15 protein-coding genes and 1 pseudogene are annotated in these 14,734 nt (G+C 72.8%); 7 read left to right on the forward strand and 9 right to left on the reverse strand.

Annotated features, from left to right (window positions below):
- Positions 1-12 precede the first annotated feature (12 nt).
- Genes M6B22_RS00535 through M6B22_RS00545 form a run of 3 tightly spaced genes read left to right on the forward strand, consistent with a single transcriptional unit; the run spans position 13 to position 2,033 of the window.
- Positions 13-228 carry a hypothetical protein gene (locus M6B22_RS00535; RefSeq protein ID WP_269443810.1) on the forward strand — a complete coding sequence of 72 codons (216 nt, stop codon included), beginning with the start codon at positions 13-15 and terminating at the stop codon, positions 226-228.
- Positions 183-1,088: a winged helix DNA-binding domain-containing protein gene (locus M6B22_RS00540; RefSeq protein ID WP_269443811.1), complete on the forward strand. Its 906-nt coding sequence runs from the start codon at positions 183-185 to the stop codon at positions 1,086-1,088. Before M6B22_RS00535 ends, M6B22_RS00540 begins: the two co-directional genes overlap by 46 nt.
- A 42-nt stretch (positions 1,089-1,130) precedes the next feature.
- The gene (locus M6B22_RS00545) at positions 1,131-2,033 is read left to right on the forward strand and encodes a DMT family transporter (RefSeq protein WP_269443812.1); all 903 of its coding nucleotides are present in this window, start codon (positions 1,131-1,133) and stop codon (positions 2,031-2,033) included.
- Between the two features lie 15 nt (positions 2,034-2,048).
- Here the strand turns inward: M6B22_RS00545 and uvrB are convergent, their stop codons facing one another.
- Positions 2,049-4,199 carry an excinuclease ABC subunit UvrB gene (gene uvrB / locus M6B22_RS00550; protein WP_269443813.1) on the reverse strand — a complete coding sequence of 717 codons (2,151 nt, stop codon included), beginning with the start codon at positions 4,197-4,199 and terminating at the stop codon, positions 2,049-2,051.
- Positions 4,200-4,254: 55 nt separating this feature from the next.
- On the opposite strand from uvrB, the gene M6B22_RS00555 reads away from it, so the two are divergent.
- Positions 4,255-5,355: a serpin family protein gene (locus M6B22_RS00555; RefSeq protein WP_269443814.1), complete on the forward strand. Its 1,101-nt coding sequence runs from the start codon at positions 4,255-4,257 to the stop codon at positions 5,353-5,355.
- A 64-nt stretch (positions 5,356-5,419) separates the two neighbouring features.
- Here the strand turns inward: M6B22_RS00555 and M6B22_RS22045 are convergent.
- Positions 5,420-5,537 (reverse strand): annotated as a pseudogene (locus M6B22_RS22045) (SDR family oxidoreductase); the annotation flags it as partial.
- 47 nt (positions 5,538-5,584) lie between these two features.
- On the opposite strand from M6B22_RS22045, the gene M6B22_RS00560 reads away from it, so the two are divergent.
- On the forward strand, positions 5,585-5,785 hold the full coding sequence (locus tag M6B22_RS00560) for a TetR/AcrR family transcriptional regulator C-terminal ligand-binding domain-containing protein (RefSeq protein WP_269443815.1): 201 nt from the start codon (positions 5,585-5,587) through the stop codon (positions 5,783-5,785).
- 247 nt (positions 5,786-6,032) lie between these two features.
- Positions 6,033-6,209: a hypothetical protein gene (locus tag M6B22_RS00565; RefSeq protein ID WP_269443816.1), complete on the forward strand. Its 177-nt coding sequence runs from the start codon at positions 6,033-6,035 to the stop codon at positions 6,207-6,209.
- 40 nt (positions 6,210-6,249) lie between these two features.
- Here the strand turns inward: M6B22_RS00565 and M6B22_RS00570 are convergent, their stop codons facing one another.
- On the reverse strand, positions 6,250-7,152 hold the full coding sequence (locus M6B22_RS00570) for a helix-turn-helix domain-containing protein (protein WP_269443817.1): 903 nt from the start codon (positions 7,150-7,152) through the stop codon (positions 6,250-6,252).
- A 122-nt stretch (positions 7,153-7,274) separates the two neighbouring features.
- On the opposite strand from M6B22_RS00570, the gene M6B22_RS00575 reads away from it, so the two are divergent.
- Complete coding sequence (locus M6B22_RS00575) at positions 7,275-7,658, forward strand: GatB/YqeY domain-containing protein (protein ID WP_269443818.1); 384 nt, start codon at positions 7,275-7,277, stop codon at positions 7,656-7,658.
- Between the two features lie 93 nt (positions 7,659-7,751).
- Here M6B22_RS00575 and M6B22_RS00580 read toward each other — a convergent pair whose 3' ends face one another.
- The 6 genes from M6B22_RS00580 to M6B22_RS00605 all read right to left on the reverse strand — a co-directional run bounded on the left by M6B22_RS00580 (position 7,752) and on the right by M6B22_RS00605 (position 14,734).
- Positions 7,752-9,170: an amidase gene (locus M6B22_RS00580; RefSeq protein ID WP_269443819.1), complete on the reverse strand. Its 1,419-nt coding sequence runs from the start codon at positions 9,168-9,170 to the stop codon at positions 7,752-7,754.
- A gap of 4 nt (positions 9,171-9,174) precedes the next feature.
- Entirely contained in the window at positions 9,175-10,287 is a 1,113-nt protein-coding gene (bar, locus tag M6B22_RS00585; RefSeq protein WP_269443820.1) for a barbiturase, read from the reverse strand.
- A 24-nt stretch (positions 10,288-10,311) separates the two neighbouring features.
- Positions 10,312-11,241 carry a carbamate kinase gene (locus tag M6B22_RS00590; RefSeq protein WP_269443821.1) on the reverse strand — a complete coding sequence of 310 codons (930 nt, stop codon included), beginning with the start codon at positions 11,239-11,241 and terminating at the stop codon, positions 10,312-10,314.
- A gap of 81 nt (positions 11,242-11,322) precedes the next feature.
- Positions 11,323-12,810, reverse strand: coding sequence for a carboxyl transferase domain-containing protein (locus tag M6B22_RS00595; RefSeq protein WP_269443822.1), 1,488 nt, complete (start codon positions 12,808-12,810; stop codon positions 11,323-11,325).
- Entirely contained in the window at positions 12,807-13,955 is a 1,149-nt protein-coding gene (locus tag M6B22_RS00600; protein ID WP_269443823.1) for a CaiB/BaiF CoA transferase family protein, read from the reverse strand. Before M6B22_RS00600 ends, M6B22_RS00595 begins: the two co-directional genes overlap by 4 nt.
- Positions 13,952-14,734, reverse strand: a complete 783-nt coding sequence (locus M6B22_RS00605) for a PhzF family phenazine biosynthesis protein (protein ID WP_269443824.1) — start codon at positions 14,732-14,734, stop codon at positions 13,952-13,954. Before M6B22_RS00605 ends, M6B22_RS00600 begins: the two co-directional genes overlap by 4 nt.

The raw sequence follows: 14,734 nt of genomic DNA on the forward strand, positions 1-14,734 counted from the left end.
CAGACTCCCCTCATGTCGCTCCCTCATCCGATCCTCGGCGAGCGCATCGCGCGGCACGGCTTCGCCACGCGCCCCGCGGCCGACCCGGCCGCCGCGGCAGCGCTGGTCTGCGGCATCCAGGCCCAGGACGGTCCCGCCTCCCGGCTCGGGGCGCCCGGTGCGGTGCGTCTGCCGATCAGGACGTGCTCGACGCGATCGCCGAGCGGCGCGTCGTGCGGACCTGGCTGATGCGCAACACGATCCACCTCGTGGCCGCCGCGGACATCCGGTGGATGACGGCGTTGCTCGGACCGATGATCCGCCGCCGGTTCCAGACGGTGCGCTGGCCCGAGCTGGGGCTGACCCCGGCGCTGCTCGAGGCCGCCGCGGGCATGACCCCCGAGGTACTCGCCGGGCAGGCGCTCACCCGGCACGAACTGGCCGCCGCGCTGGTCGAGCACGGCGTGCCGGTGCCCACCGACGGGCAGGCGCCCACACACCTGCTGGTGTACCTGAGCACTGTCGGGCTGACCTGCCGCGGCATCGACCGCGGCCGCGATGCCACCTTCGTGCTGCTCGAGGAATGGCTGCCGGACGCGCCGGCCGGCCCCCGCGGCGACGACGCGCTGACCGAACTGGCCCGCCGCTACTTCGCCGCGTTCTCGCCCGCCACCGCGGCGGACTTCACCACGTGGTCGGGGCTGCCGTCGTCGCGGGCGATCGAGACGATCCGCGACGAACTGAGCGAGACCGATGTCTTCGGCCGTCCCGGGTACCGGCTCGGCGAGGTCGAGCCCGCGCACGGGGTGCGGCTGCTGCCCGCGTTCGACAACTACCTGGTCGGCTATGCCGTGCGCAGCTTCATCGACGACACGCGGCGCGGCGAGGTGTACGTCGGCGGCGTGATCCGCCCGACGGTGCTGCGCGACGGGCGGGTGGTCGGGCGGTGGCGGCTGGTCAAGGGCGCCGTCGAGATCACGCCGTTCGAACCTTTCGACGGGCGCACGGCCTCGGCGATCGAGAAGGAGATCGCCGACATCACCGGCTTCCTCACCGCGCCCGGACGATCAGCGGCACGGCGAACCCGGCTGCTCCCCGGGGCGCGATAAATCGTTCGGAATAGTTCGGCGACAGCGGGTACTTGTGTAGTTGTGGTCTATCTCGTCGGGTTGCTGGCCGCCGCAAGCATCGGCTTCGGCTGGGTGTTGCAGCAGCGGGCGGCGGTACGACGGGCCGCGGGCGACCCGCTGACCCCCCGGCTGATCCTGCGCCTGGTGCGCGACGGCTCGTGGTGGTGCGGTGTCGCGGCCATGGTGAGCGGGAACCTGCTGTGGGCGTTGACGCTGCACCTCGGCACGGTCAGCCTGGTCGAGCCGCTGCTGGCCACCAGCCTCGTCTTCGCGTTCCTGTTCTCCGCGCTGCTGCGCCGCCAACCACCTTCTGCCGTCGAGCTGTCCGGCGCGGTGCTGGTCGTTGTGGCGCTCGCCGGCTTCGTGGTGACCGCGCAGCCGGAGCAGGGCGGGCACGCCACGCCGGAGTTCACCGAAACGCTCGCCGCCGTCGTCGCCGTCGCGGGGCTGGCGCTGGCTCTCGTCGCGCTCGGCCGGCGGGTCGGCTTCGCCGCTGCCTCGGCGGCGTTCGCCACCGCCGCCGGCGTCCTGTACGGACTGCAGGACGTGGCCGCCCGCTGGGCGCTGGTGTCGGTCGACCGGCACGGGCTCGTCGCGTTGCTGACTTCGCCGGGTACCTACCTGGTTGCAGGCACGGCGTTGGGCGGGTTGCTGCTGAGCCAGAGCGCCTTCGGGGCCGCCCGGCTGACCCACTCGCTGCCGTCGCTGACGGTGACCGAGCCTCTGGTCGGCATCGGCCTGGGCGTGGCGCTGCTCGACGACCGGCTGGTGACCTCCGGTGACGCGCTGATGGTCGAGTCGCTGTGCCTGGCGGCGCTGGTGTGCGGGGTACTGCTGGTCAGCCAGTCGCTGCGGGTGCCGGCAAGCGCATCGGCGCCCGCCGACCCGCGCGATCTGCTCGCCACCGCGAGCGCCACGCCGTAACCGGAGCGCTACCGGTCAGCGGCCGACACCGGCGGCGTCCATACCGCGCAGTTCCTTCTTCAGCTCGCCGATCTCGTCACGCAGCCGGGCGGCCACCTCGAACTGCAGCTCGCGCGCGGCGTGCAGCATCTGGTCGTTCAGCTGCTGGATGAGATCGGCCAGTTCGGCGCGCGGCAGCTCCGCCACATCCAGGCCGCCACCGGCGTGCGCCCCGACCCCGACGACGCCCGGCGAGCCGGCCCGGCCCCGTCCGGGGACCGCCGACTTGCCGCGCGACTGTGACCGGCCGGAACCGCCCACCGGCGTCCCGAGCAGTTCGTCGGTGTCGGCGGCCTCGCGGGCCAGCGTGTCGGTGATGTCGGCGATCCGCTTGCGCAACGGCTGCGGGTCGATGCCCCGCTCGGTGTTGTAGGCGATCTGCTTTTCGCGGCGCCGGTTCGTCTCCTCGATCGCGGTGGCCATCGACGGGGTGACGGTGTCGGCGTACATGTGCACCTGGCCGGACACGTTGCGGGCCGCGCGACCGATCGTCTGGATGAGCGAGCGGCCCGAACGCAGGAAGCCCTCCTTGTCCGCGTCCAGGATCGACACGAGCGAAACCTCCGGCAGGTCCAGGCCCTCGCGCAGCAGGTTGATGCCCACCAGCACGTCGTACTCGCCCATCCGCAGCTCCCGCAGCAGCTCGACCCGGCGCAGCGTGTCGACCTCCGAGTGCAGGTAACGCACCCGGATGCCCAGCTCGAGCAGGTAGTCGGTGAGGTCCTCGGACATCTTCTTGGTCAGCGTGGTGACCAGCACCCGCTCGTTGCGGTCGGCCCGCTCGCGGATCTCGTGCACCAGGTCGTCGATCTGGCCCTTGGTCGGTTTGACGACGATCTGCGGGTCGACCAGGCCGGTCGGGCGGATCACCTGCTCGACGAACTCGCCACGCGCCTTGGTCATCTCGTAGTCGCCGGGCGTGGCGGACAGGTACACCGTCTGCCCGATCCGGTCCACGAACTCCTCGAACTTCAGCGGCCGGTTGTCCTGTGCGGACGGCAGCCGGAAGCCGTGCTCGACCAGCATCCGCTTGCGCGACATGTCGCCCTCGTACATCGCACCGGTCTGCGGCACCGTCACGTGCGACTCGTCGATGACGAGCAGGAAGTCCTCGGGGAAGTAGTCGAGCAGGCAGTTCGGGGCGCTGCCCGGCTGGCGGCCGTCGATGTGCAGCGAGTAGTTCTCGATGCCCGAGCAGAACCCGACCTGGCGCATCATCTCGATGTCGTACGTGGTGCGCATCCGCAGCCGCTGCGCCTCCAGCTGCTTGTTCTGCGCCTCGAACTCGGCCAGCCGCTGCGCGAGTTCTGCCTCGATGCCGCGGATCGCGCGTTCCATCCGCTCCGGGCCGGCGGCGTAGTGGGTGGCCGGGAAGACGAACACCTCCTCGACCTCGCGCACCACCTCGCCGGTGAGCGGGTGCAGGTAGTACAGCCGCTCGACCTCGTCGCCGAACATCTCGACCCGGATCGCGAGCTCCTCGTACATCGGGAAGATCTCGACGGTGTCGCCGCGTACCCGGAACGTCCCGCGCACGAAGGACAGGTCGTTGCGGCTGTACTGGACGTCGACCAGCCCGCGCAGGATCTTCTCCCGCTCGATCTGCTGGCCGACCCGCAGCCGGACCGACCGGTCGACGTACTCCTGCGGCGTGCCCAGACCGTAGATGCACGAGACGGTGGCGACCACCACGACGTCGCGCCGGGTGAGCAGCGACATCGTCGCCGAGTGCCGCAGCCGCTCCACCTCGGCGTTCACCGAGGAGTCCTTCTCGATGTAGGTGTCGGTCTGCGGGACGTACGCCTCGGGCTGGTAGTAGTCGTAGTAGCTGACGAAGTACTCGACCGCGTTGTTGGGCAGCATCTCGCGAAGCTCGTTGGCCAGCTGCGCGGCGAGGGTCTTGTTCGGCGCCATCACCAGGGTGGGCCGCTGCAGCCGCTCGATCAGCCAGGCGGTGGTGGCCGACTTGCCGGTGCCGGTGGCGCCCAGCAGCACGACGTCGCGCTCCCCCGCCCGGATCCGCCGCTCGAGCTCGTCGATCGCGGCCGGCTGGTCGCCCGCGGGCTCGAAGTCGGACACGACCTCGAACTTGCCGGTGCTCGGGACGATGTCACTGAGAACGCGCATGGACACCACGGTACGAGGCGGCACCGACACTGCGCGCCGGTGCCAGACTCGAACGATGACCGACACCGGTGCCGCCGTCTCCGCCCTGACCGCGGCCTGGCTGCGCGCGCTGCCGCTCGACGAGGACACGGTGGTCTCCGGCGCCGGGTTGTGGCCACTGCTCGGGCTGCTCGCGGGGGCGGCGGACGGGCCGGCCCGCGCCGAGCTCAGCGCGGCCGTGGGGCTCGATGCCGACGTCGCCGCGCGCGCCGCCGGTGAACTGCTGGCCGCGCTGGACGCCTCACCCGACATCGCCGCGGCGTCCGGCACCTGGGTGCGGCCGGGCGTTCCGCTGGCGGACTGGTGGCGCGCGCACGTGCCGGCGGACAGCATCGGCGAACTCGTCTCGCAGCAGGCGCTGGACGACTGGGCCGGCGAGCACACCGGCGGGTTGATCGAGCGGATGCCGGTCCGGCTCGCGCCGCAGGTGCGCCTGGTGCTGGCGACGGCCGTGGTGTTGCGCACCACCTGGCGCTCGCCGTTCCGCGAGATCGGCCACGACGGCAACACTGTGCTGACGCGCAGCACCGGCGGGGTCGAGGACGTGGCGGTGCACTCGGGCCGCACCACCGTCATCAGCGTGCGGGGTGAGCAGGACGTGGACGTCATGCTCGGCATAGGAGCCGAGGACGCCGCGCCGGCCGACGTGCTCACCGCGCTGCTCACCGGTGAGGTGAGCGCGACCGGCGAGGACCTGCTGGCCGGTCCCGACCCGGCTCCCGCCCCGGCGCTGGCACTGCGGACGGTCACGGGTCACGCGCCGAGGACGGAACTGACCGTGCCCGCCTTCGAGGTGCGCCGCACCCACGACCTGTTGCGCCACGCCGACGTGCTGGGGCTGCGCAGCGCCGCCGCGGACGGCGGGTTTCCCCGGTTGAGCCCGCAGCCGCTGCGCGTCGACCAGGCCGCCCAGCAGGTGCTGGCGCGGTTCTTCGCGACCGGCTTCGAGGCCGCCGCGGTCACCAGCGTGGGGATGCGGGCGAGCGCGATGTCCCGGCCGGGGCAGACCCGGGTCGTCTCGGTGCGGCTGGACCGTCCGTTCGGCTTCGCGGCCGTGCACCGCCCGACCGGGGTGCCCGTGGTGGCCGGCTGGATCGCCGACGTCCCCGAGTTCTGACGCCTCGGCTCCACTCTGCTCGATCTGTCATGCGATCGAGGTGCGCGGGCACCTCGATCGCATGACAGCCACCACGGCGTGTCGACCACGCCGGGCGATACCGCGTTGACTCGGATCGGCGCGAGCTCCACGGCGAGCGGGCGGGCCATCGCCTCGAGGGCGCCGTTCACCGCGGCCAGTCCGCCGTACTTCGTTCAGGCGCGATTCGTCACGCCCGGTGACGTGTACGGTGGCGCCCCGGCCCGCGAACTGCCGCGCGGCGCGCGAGATCCCGCTGCCCGACGTCGGCGACCTGCGCTCGGACCTGTACGCCTTCTTGCGCGCGACGTTCCGAGCCGGCCGGCGAGCTGGGATCGCGCCGGTTCGCAAAGCCCTGATGGCCGAGGCGCAGCTCGACGCCCCCTTTGCCGAGGCGTTTCGCACGACCTGACCCGGGTGCGGTCAGGTCGTCGCGATGCCTTCGCCGCCCGCCGCGTCCGGGATCGCGACCGAGCCGAGCGGGGTCAGCGATCCGTCCGGCCGCACGGCGAATCCGTCCACGGTGCCGGTGCCGCCGGTCTGGACGTACAGGTACCGGCCGTGCGCACCGACCGCGGCGTCGACCGTGCCGGCATCGGTGCCGGTGTTGCCGAGCGCGGTCGTGCTGCCGTCGCGTACCCCGGTGCGAGCCTGGTCGCATGAGCGCTATCGAGATCGCCGAACGTTACTTCGCCGCCTGGCGGGCCAACGATTTCGACCTGCACACGGCAGCGGCCCCTGCGTGCCCGGTCGCGAACTGGACCCACGTCGAGAACGGCAGGATCACGCGGGTCCGGGTGGCCTTCGACCCGCGCCCGCTGCAGCCCCCGGATTGAGCCCGCCGGGCTGTGTCGGCGTCACCAAGCGCTGCCCTGCTCACGCGTGGGCGCGAAGGGCACGGGCGTACCACTCCCAGGAGTCGATGACGCCGTCCGGCGCCTGGGCCGGAGCCCAGCCGTTGACGATGCCGACGAGCGTCCAGTAGCGGCCGACCCGGCGGTCGGTGAACGCCTCGATCCGTTCGGCGGCGCGCAGGCGCTCCCCCGGTGCCTGGGCGCTCATGGCTTCCAGGCGTTCGACCACGGCCAGCGCTTCGGCCGAGGACGGGTCCACGCCGGCGCGGGCCGCGGGACCGGCGAGCTCGCCGACCGCCGTGCCCATCTCGAAGCGTGCCACGTCCGGCTCCGGTCCCTCCGCCAGCGCCCGCTGCGCCATCGCGCGGCTGGACGCGACGAAGCCGGGGTCGCGCATCAGCTCGACGATCTCCACCCAGGCGGCCACCTGCTCCGGCGTCGCGTCATCGGGCAGCTCGGGGGTACCCATGCGCAGCTTGTCGGCCACGGCGCTGGGTTCGTCGCCGAAGACGGCGTCGAGGTAGTCATCGACGATGCGCCGGCGCTCGTCGGCGGTGAGGTTGGTCAGGTCGGTCATGCGTTCCAGCTCCTCGGGGTCGGTGGATCCGATGAAGGCGCGCAGCACGGCACGCTGCAGGCGCAGCGTGCGGATCTGTGCGTCGAGGGCGCGGACATGCTCGGTGGCCACGTCGATCAGCGACGTCTCCGCGGCCAGTACCCGCTTGATGTCGTCCAGCCCGACGCCGAGTTCGCGCAGCGTCCGGACCAGCCGGGCCCGGGCGACTGCTTCGGGCCCGAAGATCCGGTAGCCCGCCTGGGTACGTCCCGTCTCGGGCAGCACGCCGGCGTCCGCGTAGAACCGAAGCGTCCGGACCGAGAGCCCGGTGCTCGCAGCGAGCTGGCCGATCACCATGCCGTCGATCATCAGGTCTCCACCGACTGGACAGTCAAGCGCCGTGCCGGACCGGTGCCGCACACGCGAAGCACCCGAAGCGGCAGTCCGGCGCTGGACCGCTACTCGGTAGCGGCGTCAGAGATGATGAGGGCGTGACGGCCAAGGACGCGACCTCGATTCGCGATGCTCTCAAGTCCGCCGTGGTCCAGGCGATGAAGCGACGCGATAGTGAGGCACTCGCCGTCTACCGCACAGCGCTGGCGGCGATCGACAACGCCGAGGCTGTTCCGATCGGTCCGTCGAATCCGGTCGGTGCGATCGAGCTGTCGGCGGTCGGCGTCGGGCGGACCGAGGCGCAGCGCCGCGCGCTCACCGAGCAGGACATGATCGACATCGTGTCGCGCGAGGCGGACGAGCGGCGCGCAGCCGCCGACTCAATGTCTGGCCTGCATCCCGCCGAGGCGCAGCAACTGCGCCGTGAAGCGGGTGTGCTGCAAGCGTTGACCGACGACGTCAGAGCCCGCGCCGAGGAGTGATGCGGCCCGTGGGCGGACCGCTTCACTGCGCAACGAAGCGGTCGCCAGCGGGCAATCCGTCGCGCGCGCGTGCTCCCGCACCGCGATCGCGGATCAGAGCGGCCGGACGACCGGCGGGCGCTGCAGGTGGTGGCGCGTCGCCTGCTCGAAGGCGTATCCGGCCTGCAGCACCGCGAGGTCGCCGTGGTGCGGCCCCACGACCTGCAGCCCGACCGGCAGCCCGTCGGCGGTGAAGCCGGCCGGCACCGACAGGGCCGGGCAGCCGGTCACCGTGACGAAATACGCCGACCGCATCCAGTCCAGGTAGGTCTGCTGCTCCTGGCCGGCCACAGTGGTCGGGTACTCCAGTGACGCGTCGAACGGCACCACCTGGCTGACCGGCAACAGCAGCAGGTCGTAGCGGCCGAAGAACTCGCGCACCCGGTGGAACAGCTCGGCATGCAGCCGCTCGGCGCGCGCCAGGTCGGCACCGGTCAGTTTGCGCCCCTCGTCGACGTTCCAGACGATGCTCTCCTTGAGCAGCTCGGGCCAGCGGTCGCGGTGGCCGCCCAGCGACAGGTCGAACAGCCAGGCACGCAGCGTGCGGAACACGTCCTCGGCGCCGGCGAAGTCCGGGCAGTCCTGCTCGACCGTGCAGTCCAACTGTTCGAAGACGGCGACCTGCGGCGCGAGTGTGTCGGCGACGGCAGCGTCCACGCTCACCGCGCCGCCGAGGTCCGGCGACCACGCCACCCGCAGCCCGGTCAGGTCGCGGTCCAGCCCCGCGGCGAACCCAGCGCCGGGCTGGTCGATCGCGATCGGCGCGCGCGGGTCGGGGCCGGCCTGAGCCGAGAGCAGCAGCGCCGCGTCGGCGACCGTGCGCGCCATCGGCCCCTGCACCGACAGGGTCGACCACGGCGCCGCGCTCGGCCAGGTCGGGACGCGGCCGGGCGAGGGCCGCAGCCCGACGACGTTGCAGAACGACGCGGGGTTGCGCAGCGAACCGCCCATGTCGCTGCCGTCGGCGAGTGGGGTCATCCCGCAGGCGAGCGCAGCCGCCGAGCCGCCGCTCGAGCCGCCGGCCGAGCGGCTCAGGTCGTACGGGTTGCGGGTCAGCCCGAACAGCGGGTTGAAGGTGTGCGAGCCGGCCGCGAACTCCGGAGTGTTGGTCTTGCCGAGCACGATCGCGCCGGCGCCCCGGACCCGTTCGACGACCAGTTCGTCGCGTTCGGGCACGTGATCGGCCAGGATCGGCGAACCGTGTGTGGTGCGGATGCCGGCCGTCTCGTGGGTGTCCTTGACCGCTATCGGCAGGCCGTGCAACGGGCCCACGTCCGCACCCGCCGCGAGCCGCTCGTCCGCCGCACGTGCCTCGTCGAGCGCCCGTTCGGCGACGAGCGTGACGACCGCGTTCACCTGCGGATTGACCCGTTCGATCTGGTCCAGGTGCGCCTGCGTCACCTCCCGCGCGGACACCTCGCGCCGGCGCAACAGCGCGGCGAGCTCGGTCGCGGGCAGGAAGCAGAGGTCCACGCGACTAGCGTGCGCCCAGATCGACGATCGCGGCGACCGGGCCGCCGCCGTCCGGGCCCTGGTGCGCTGCCGACACCGAGACGAACACGGCCGGATCGCCGGTCACGGCCGCGGTGACGCCGCCGACCGCCGCCTTGATCTGCCGGTGCCAGTGGACGTCCGAGTCGTCGAGCATCGCGTTGCGGCGCCCGCGCACGTGACCGTCCTGGCTGGCCTCGCACTTGAGGAAGACGTTCACCAGCCGACCGTCCAGGTCGGACGGGTGCGGCCGGTCGGGCAGCTCGAGGCCGGCGCTGCGGATCGCGTTCCAGATGCCGTCCTGGTCCAGGGCGTCGGTCATCACCGAGTGCCCGATTCGGTACCGGCCGCCGACGCCCGGCGCGTTGCCGACCACGACGACCTGCGCCCGGTCGAGCTCGACGCCGGAGGAGCACGAGGCCACCGACGAGTACAGCGAGCGGTCCCGCAGCACGTCCTCGTCCCTGGGCATGTCGATCTCGCCGAGGGCGACCGCGATGCCCAGTGCCGTGCCGCCGTTGGACACGTCCATCGAGGTCAACGTGTCCTCGGTGAACACGTCGTGGCCCCGGCTCTTCGCGTCGGAGATCGTGTCCAGCGTGAGCAGCGGCGTCTTGGTCTGGACGTAGTGAACCTCGGCCGGGTCGGTGATGCCCGCGCGCTGCATCGCCACCTTCACCGCGTCGGCGACCTTGCTGATCATCGCGGTGCGGCCGATGTCCTCGGGCAGCAGCACCTCGCTCATCGCGAAGCCCACGGTCAGCCGCGGCTCGTCGGTCTGCTCGGCCTTGTCGGCAGGCAGCGTGGCGAAGATCGTCGCGTGCGGGCTGATCACGCCGTCCGTGCCGCCGGACCAGACGATCGGCACCTCGCGCACCTGCTCCATCGTGCGGCTGCCCTTGTCGACCAGCACCTCGCGGAACGCGCGGTCGGCCAGGATCCGCGTGTAGTCGTTGACGCCGCCGTTGCCCTCGGTCTTGCCGATCACCGCGATGACGCGGTCCGCCTCGAGCACGCCGTCGTCGATGAGCTTGGCGAGTTCGCTCGCGTCGGTGACGCTGTGCAGCGGGACCTTGCGGACCTCGATCGGTTCGGGCATGGACGGTGCTCCTCGGGTTGGTGGTCAGGACGTGACGATAGTGCCGGCGGTGCCGCGCAGCGCCTCGCCGATGCGGTGCAGGGACGTGATGACGGAACGGCCGCCGGTCTCGGCGAAGCGGCAGGCGGCCTCGACCTTCGGACCCATGCTGCCGCCGGCGAAGTGGCCCTCGGCCGCCAGGGCCCGCAGCTTGTCCACCGTGATCGCGCCGAGCGGGCGGGCCTGCGGGGTGCCGAAGCCGACGACCGCCGCGTCGACGTCGGTCGCGATCACCATCACGTCGGCGCCGAGCTGACGGGCGAGCACCGCAGCGGTCAGGTCCTTGTCGATCACGGCCTCGACGCTGAGCAGCGTCCCGTCGCCGTCACGCACCACCGGGACGCCACCGCCGCCGGAACAGGTCACCACGTACCCGGCGTCGAGCAGCACGGCCGCGGCGCAGGCGTCGAGCGACTCCAGCGGCTCGGGCGAGGCGACGACGCGCCGCCAGCCGCGCTCGCCGCGGTCCTGCCACTGCTGGCCGTGCTCGATCATCACGGCGGCCTCCGCGGCGGGCAGGTAGCGGCCGATCGGCTTGCTCGGTTCGGCGAAGTGCCGGTCGCCGGCAGCGACCAGGGTGCGCGACACGACCGCGGCGACCCGGGGCGCAAGACCGCGCCGGGCGAGGGCAGGCTCGAGGGCGTCCAGGATCAGCATCGCGATCGTCCCCTGGGTCTGCGCCCCGCACCAGTCCAGCGGGACGGGCGGCACGATCGAGGCGGCGATCTCGTTCTTGACCAGTAGGTTGCCGACCTGCGGGCCGTTGCCGTGCGTGAGCACGACCTGCGAGCCGGCGGCGACGACGTCGGCAACGGCCTCCATGGCCGCGGTGATCGCGGCGCGCTGGTCCTCCGGCCGGGCGCTGCCGTCGGGCGCCGTCATGGCGTTGCCCCCGAGAGCGATCAGCGCGCGCATGCCGCCGACGCTATTGACGCCGACGCCGCCGCGGCATCGGCAATGTTCGCCCAATCCCGGGCTCGTGTTGGTGAGTTCGCCTCAGCCCGGCACGCCGAGGCGGCGGTAGCGGCCCAGCCGCTCGGCGACCAGGGCGTCGGTGTCACGGCGCAGCAGGGTGGCCAGCTCGTGTTCGAGCACCCGGCCCAGGCGTTGCAGGAACGCCGCGGGCTCGTCGGCCGCGTCCGGGTGCTCGACGACGATGCGGTCGACGATGCCGTGCTCGAGCAGGTCCAGGCTGCGCACGCCCTGCTTGCCGGCCATCTCGGCGGCCCGTTCGGTGGTGTGGAACTTGATCGCGGACGCCCCCTCGGGAGGCAGCGGTGAGAGCCAGGCGTGCTGCGCGCACAGCACCCGGTCGGCGGGCAGCAGCGCCAGCGCGCCGCCACCGCCGCCCTGGCCGAGCAGCACGCAGATCGTCGGCGCGCGCAGCGTGGTCAGTTCGGCCAGCGAGCGGGCGATCTCGCCGGCGAGGCCGCCCTCCTCCGCCTCCTGGCTGAGGGCCGCGCCCGCGGTGTCGATGACGGTGACGAGCGGCAGCCGCAGCTCGGCGGCCAGCCGCATGCCGCGGCGCGCCTCGCGCAGCCCGGCCGGACCCATCGGCCTGGCGGCGAACCGGCGGTCCTGACCGAGCAGCACGCAGGGTGCGTTGCCGAATCGCGCCAGTGCGATCAGCAGGCCGGGTTCGAGCTCGCCCTCGCCGGTGCCCTGCAGCGGCGTGACGGTGTTCGCGGCCACCTTCAACAGGGCCCGCACGCCGGGGCGTTCCGGGCGGCGCGAACGCAGGATCGAGTCCCAGGCCGGGACGTCGGGCAGCGGCTCGCGCGGCAGTTCGGGCACCGGCGGCGGCGCCTCGCGCGGCGCCGCCAGCACGGTGAGGGCGTCGATGGCCACGGTGCGCAGTTGCTCGGGCGAGACGACCGCGTCGACGAGCCCGTGCGCGGCCAGATTCTCGGCGCGCTGCACGCCGTCCGGGAAGTCGCTGCCGTACAGCGCGCGGTACACCCGCGGGCCGAGGAAGCCGATCAGCGCGCCCGGCTCGGCCGCGGTGACGTGCCCGAGCGAGCCCCACGAGGCGAGTACCCCGCCGGTCGTGGGGTGCCGCAGGTACACGACGTACGGCAGCCCGGCCGCCTTGTGCGCGGTCACCGCGGCGGAGATCTTCACCATCTGCAAGAAGGCGACGGTGCCCTCCTGCATCCGGGTGCCGCCGGACACCGGTCCGGCGAACAGCGGCAACCCCTCGGTGGTCGCTCGCTCCACCGCGCGCACCAGCCGCTCGGCCGCCGCCACCCCGATCGAGCCGGCGAGGAACGCGAACTCGCACACCACGATCGCCACGCGCCGTCCGCCGAGCAGCGCCTCGCCGGTGACGACGGACTCGTCCAGCCCGGTGCGCCGGCGCGCCTCGTCCAGCTCGGCCCGGTAGGCGGCGTCCGGCACGGGACCGTCGACCGCGTCGTCCCAGCGGCGGAAGCTGCCCGGATCGGTGACCCGCTCCACCAACTCGAGCGCGCCGAGGCCACTCACGTCGCCAGCCAGGCCCGGATCGCGGCGCCGTGCTGATCGAGCGTCGGCGGTGCGGCGTGCTCGCGCGGCGGCGCGCCGTCGAAGCGCAGCGGCGGCCCGGGCAGCGTGATCGTGCCCAGGGCGGCGTGCTCGACGTCGACGAGCAGCCCCTGCGAGCGGGTCTGCTCCCACTCGTACACCTCGCGCAGGTCGCGCACCTTGCCGGCCGGCACGCCCAGCTCGTCCAGCAGCGCCAGCACGTCTGCGGACGTGTGCCGGCCGAAGGCCTCGTTGACGGCGGCGATCACCGCGTCGCGGTCGCCGACGCGCTCCGGGTTCGTGGCCCACTGCGGCCGGTCCAGGCCGAAGGCGGGGGCGATCCGCCGCCAGAGCCCGTCGCTGCCGACCGCGATCTGCACCGGACCGTCGGCGGCGTGGAACAGCCCGTACGGGCAGATGGACGGGTGATGCTGGCCGGTCTGCCGCGGCACCTCGCCGGCCACCGTGTAGCGGGTGCCCTGGAACGCGTGGACGCCGACGATCGCCGCCAGCAGGCTGGTGCGCACGATCCTCCCGGCGCCCGTCCGCTCGCGTTCGTGCAGCGCGGCGACCACCCCGTAGGCGCCGTACATGCCGGCGAGCAGGTCCCCGATCGGCACGCCGACGCGGGTGGGTTCGTCAGGCGACGGGCCGGTCAGCGACATCAGTCCGGCCTCCCCCTGCGCGATCTGGTCGTACCCGGCGCGGCCGCCCTCGGGGCCGTCGTGACCGAACCCGCTTATCGACAAGACGACCAGGCGCGGGTTCAGCGCGTGCAGCCGGTCGGTGTCGAAGCCGAGCCGATCCAGGACCCCCGGCCGGAAGTTCTCGACGAGCACGTCGGCGCGTTCGATCAGCGCGGTCAGCGTCTCGCGGCCGTCGTCGCTCTTGAGGTCGAGCGCGATCGACTCCTTGTTGCGGTTGCACGACAGGAAGTACGTCGAGTGGCGCTCACCGTCACTGCCCTGGATGAACGGCGGTCCCCACGATCGGGTGTCGTCGCCGCCGGACGGTGACTCCACCTTGATCACGCGAGCACCCAGATCGCCGAGCATCATCGCCGCGTGCGGCCCGGCGAGCGCCCGGGACAGGTCGACGACTAGGACGCCGTCCAGCGGACCGCTCACAGTTCGATCGTCCCGTCCAGCACGGTCACGGCCGAGCCGGTCAACACGACCCGGTCGCCCGCCACCCGGGTGCCGACCCGGCCACCGCGCCGGGAGGCCTGGTAGCCGAGGAGCGTGTCGCGTCCCAGCTTCGCCGACCAGTACGGCGCAAGCACGGTGTGTGCGCTGCCGGTCACCGGGTCCTCGTTGACGCCGACGCGCGGCGCGAAGAACCGTGACACGTAGTCGTATCCGCTGCCGGGTTCGGCGGCCGCGGTGACGATCACGCCGCGCGCCTCGACAGCGGCGAGTGCGCCGATGTCGGGACGCAACTCGCGCACCGTCTGCTCGTCCGCGAGCTCGCACAGCAGGTCGTCGGTGCCGCCGCGTCCCACCCAGCGAGGCGTGCCGCCGAGCGCGGCGGACAGTCCGGGCGGCTCGGCGCACTCGGTGGCCGGCCGGGCCGGGAAGTCCAGCGCGTACTCCTCGCTCGAGCGGTTCACGGTGAGGGTGCCGCTGCGGGTGTCGAACGCGACGGGCGACGGGACACCGTCGGCGAACAGGCAGTGCGCGGTGGCCAGGGTCGCATGTCCGCACAGGTCGACTTCGGTGCCGGGGGTGAACCAACGCAGCCGGTAGCCGCCGGCGGACGGCACAGCAAAGGCGGTCTCGGACAGGTTCAGCTCGGCCGCGATCGCCTGCAGCACGGCGTCAGCAGGGTACTCGTCGAGCACCACCACGCCGGCGGGGTTGCCGCTGAACGGCTTGTCGGCAAAGGCATCCACGGTCCTGATTCGCAC

It is taken from the genome of Jatrophihabitans cynanchi, assembly GCF_027247405.1.
Lineage (GTDB): Bacteria > Actinomycetota > Actinomycetes > Mycobacteriales > Jatrophihabitantaceae > Jatrophihabitans_B > Jatrophihabitans_B cynanchi.

Excerpts from the sequence above, each read along its gene's own strand:
- M6B22_RS00535 (WP_269443810.1), top strand. The coding sequence starts at position 13 with ATGTCGCTCCCTCATCCGATCCTCGGCGAGCGCATCGCGCGGCACGGC.
- uvrB (WP_269443813.1), bottom strand. The coding sequence starts at position 4,199 with ATGCGCGTTCTCAGTGACATCGTCCCGAGCACCGGCAAGTTCGAGGTC.
- M6B22_RS00555 (WP_269443814.1), top strand. The coding sequence starts at position 4,255 with ATGACCGACACCGGTGCCGCCGTCTCCGCCCTGACCGCGGCCTGGCTG.
- M6B22_RS00565 (WP_269443816.1), top strand. The coding sequence starts at position 6,033 with ATGAGCGCTATCGAGATCGCCGAACGTTACTTCGCCGCCTGGCGGGCC.
- M6B22_RS00570 (WP_269443817.1), bottom strand. The coding sequence starts at position 7,152 with ATGATCGACGGCATGGTGATCGGCCAGCTCGCTGCGAGCACCGGGCTC.
- bar (WP_269443820.1), bottom strand. The coding sequence starts at position 10,287 with ATGCCCGAACCGATCGAGGTCCGCAAGGTCCCGCTGCACAGCGTCACC.
- M6B22_RS00590 (WP_269443821.1), bottom strand. The coding sequence starts at position 11,241 with ATGCGCGCGCTGATCGCTCTCGGGGGCAACGCCATGACGGCGCCCGAC.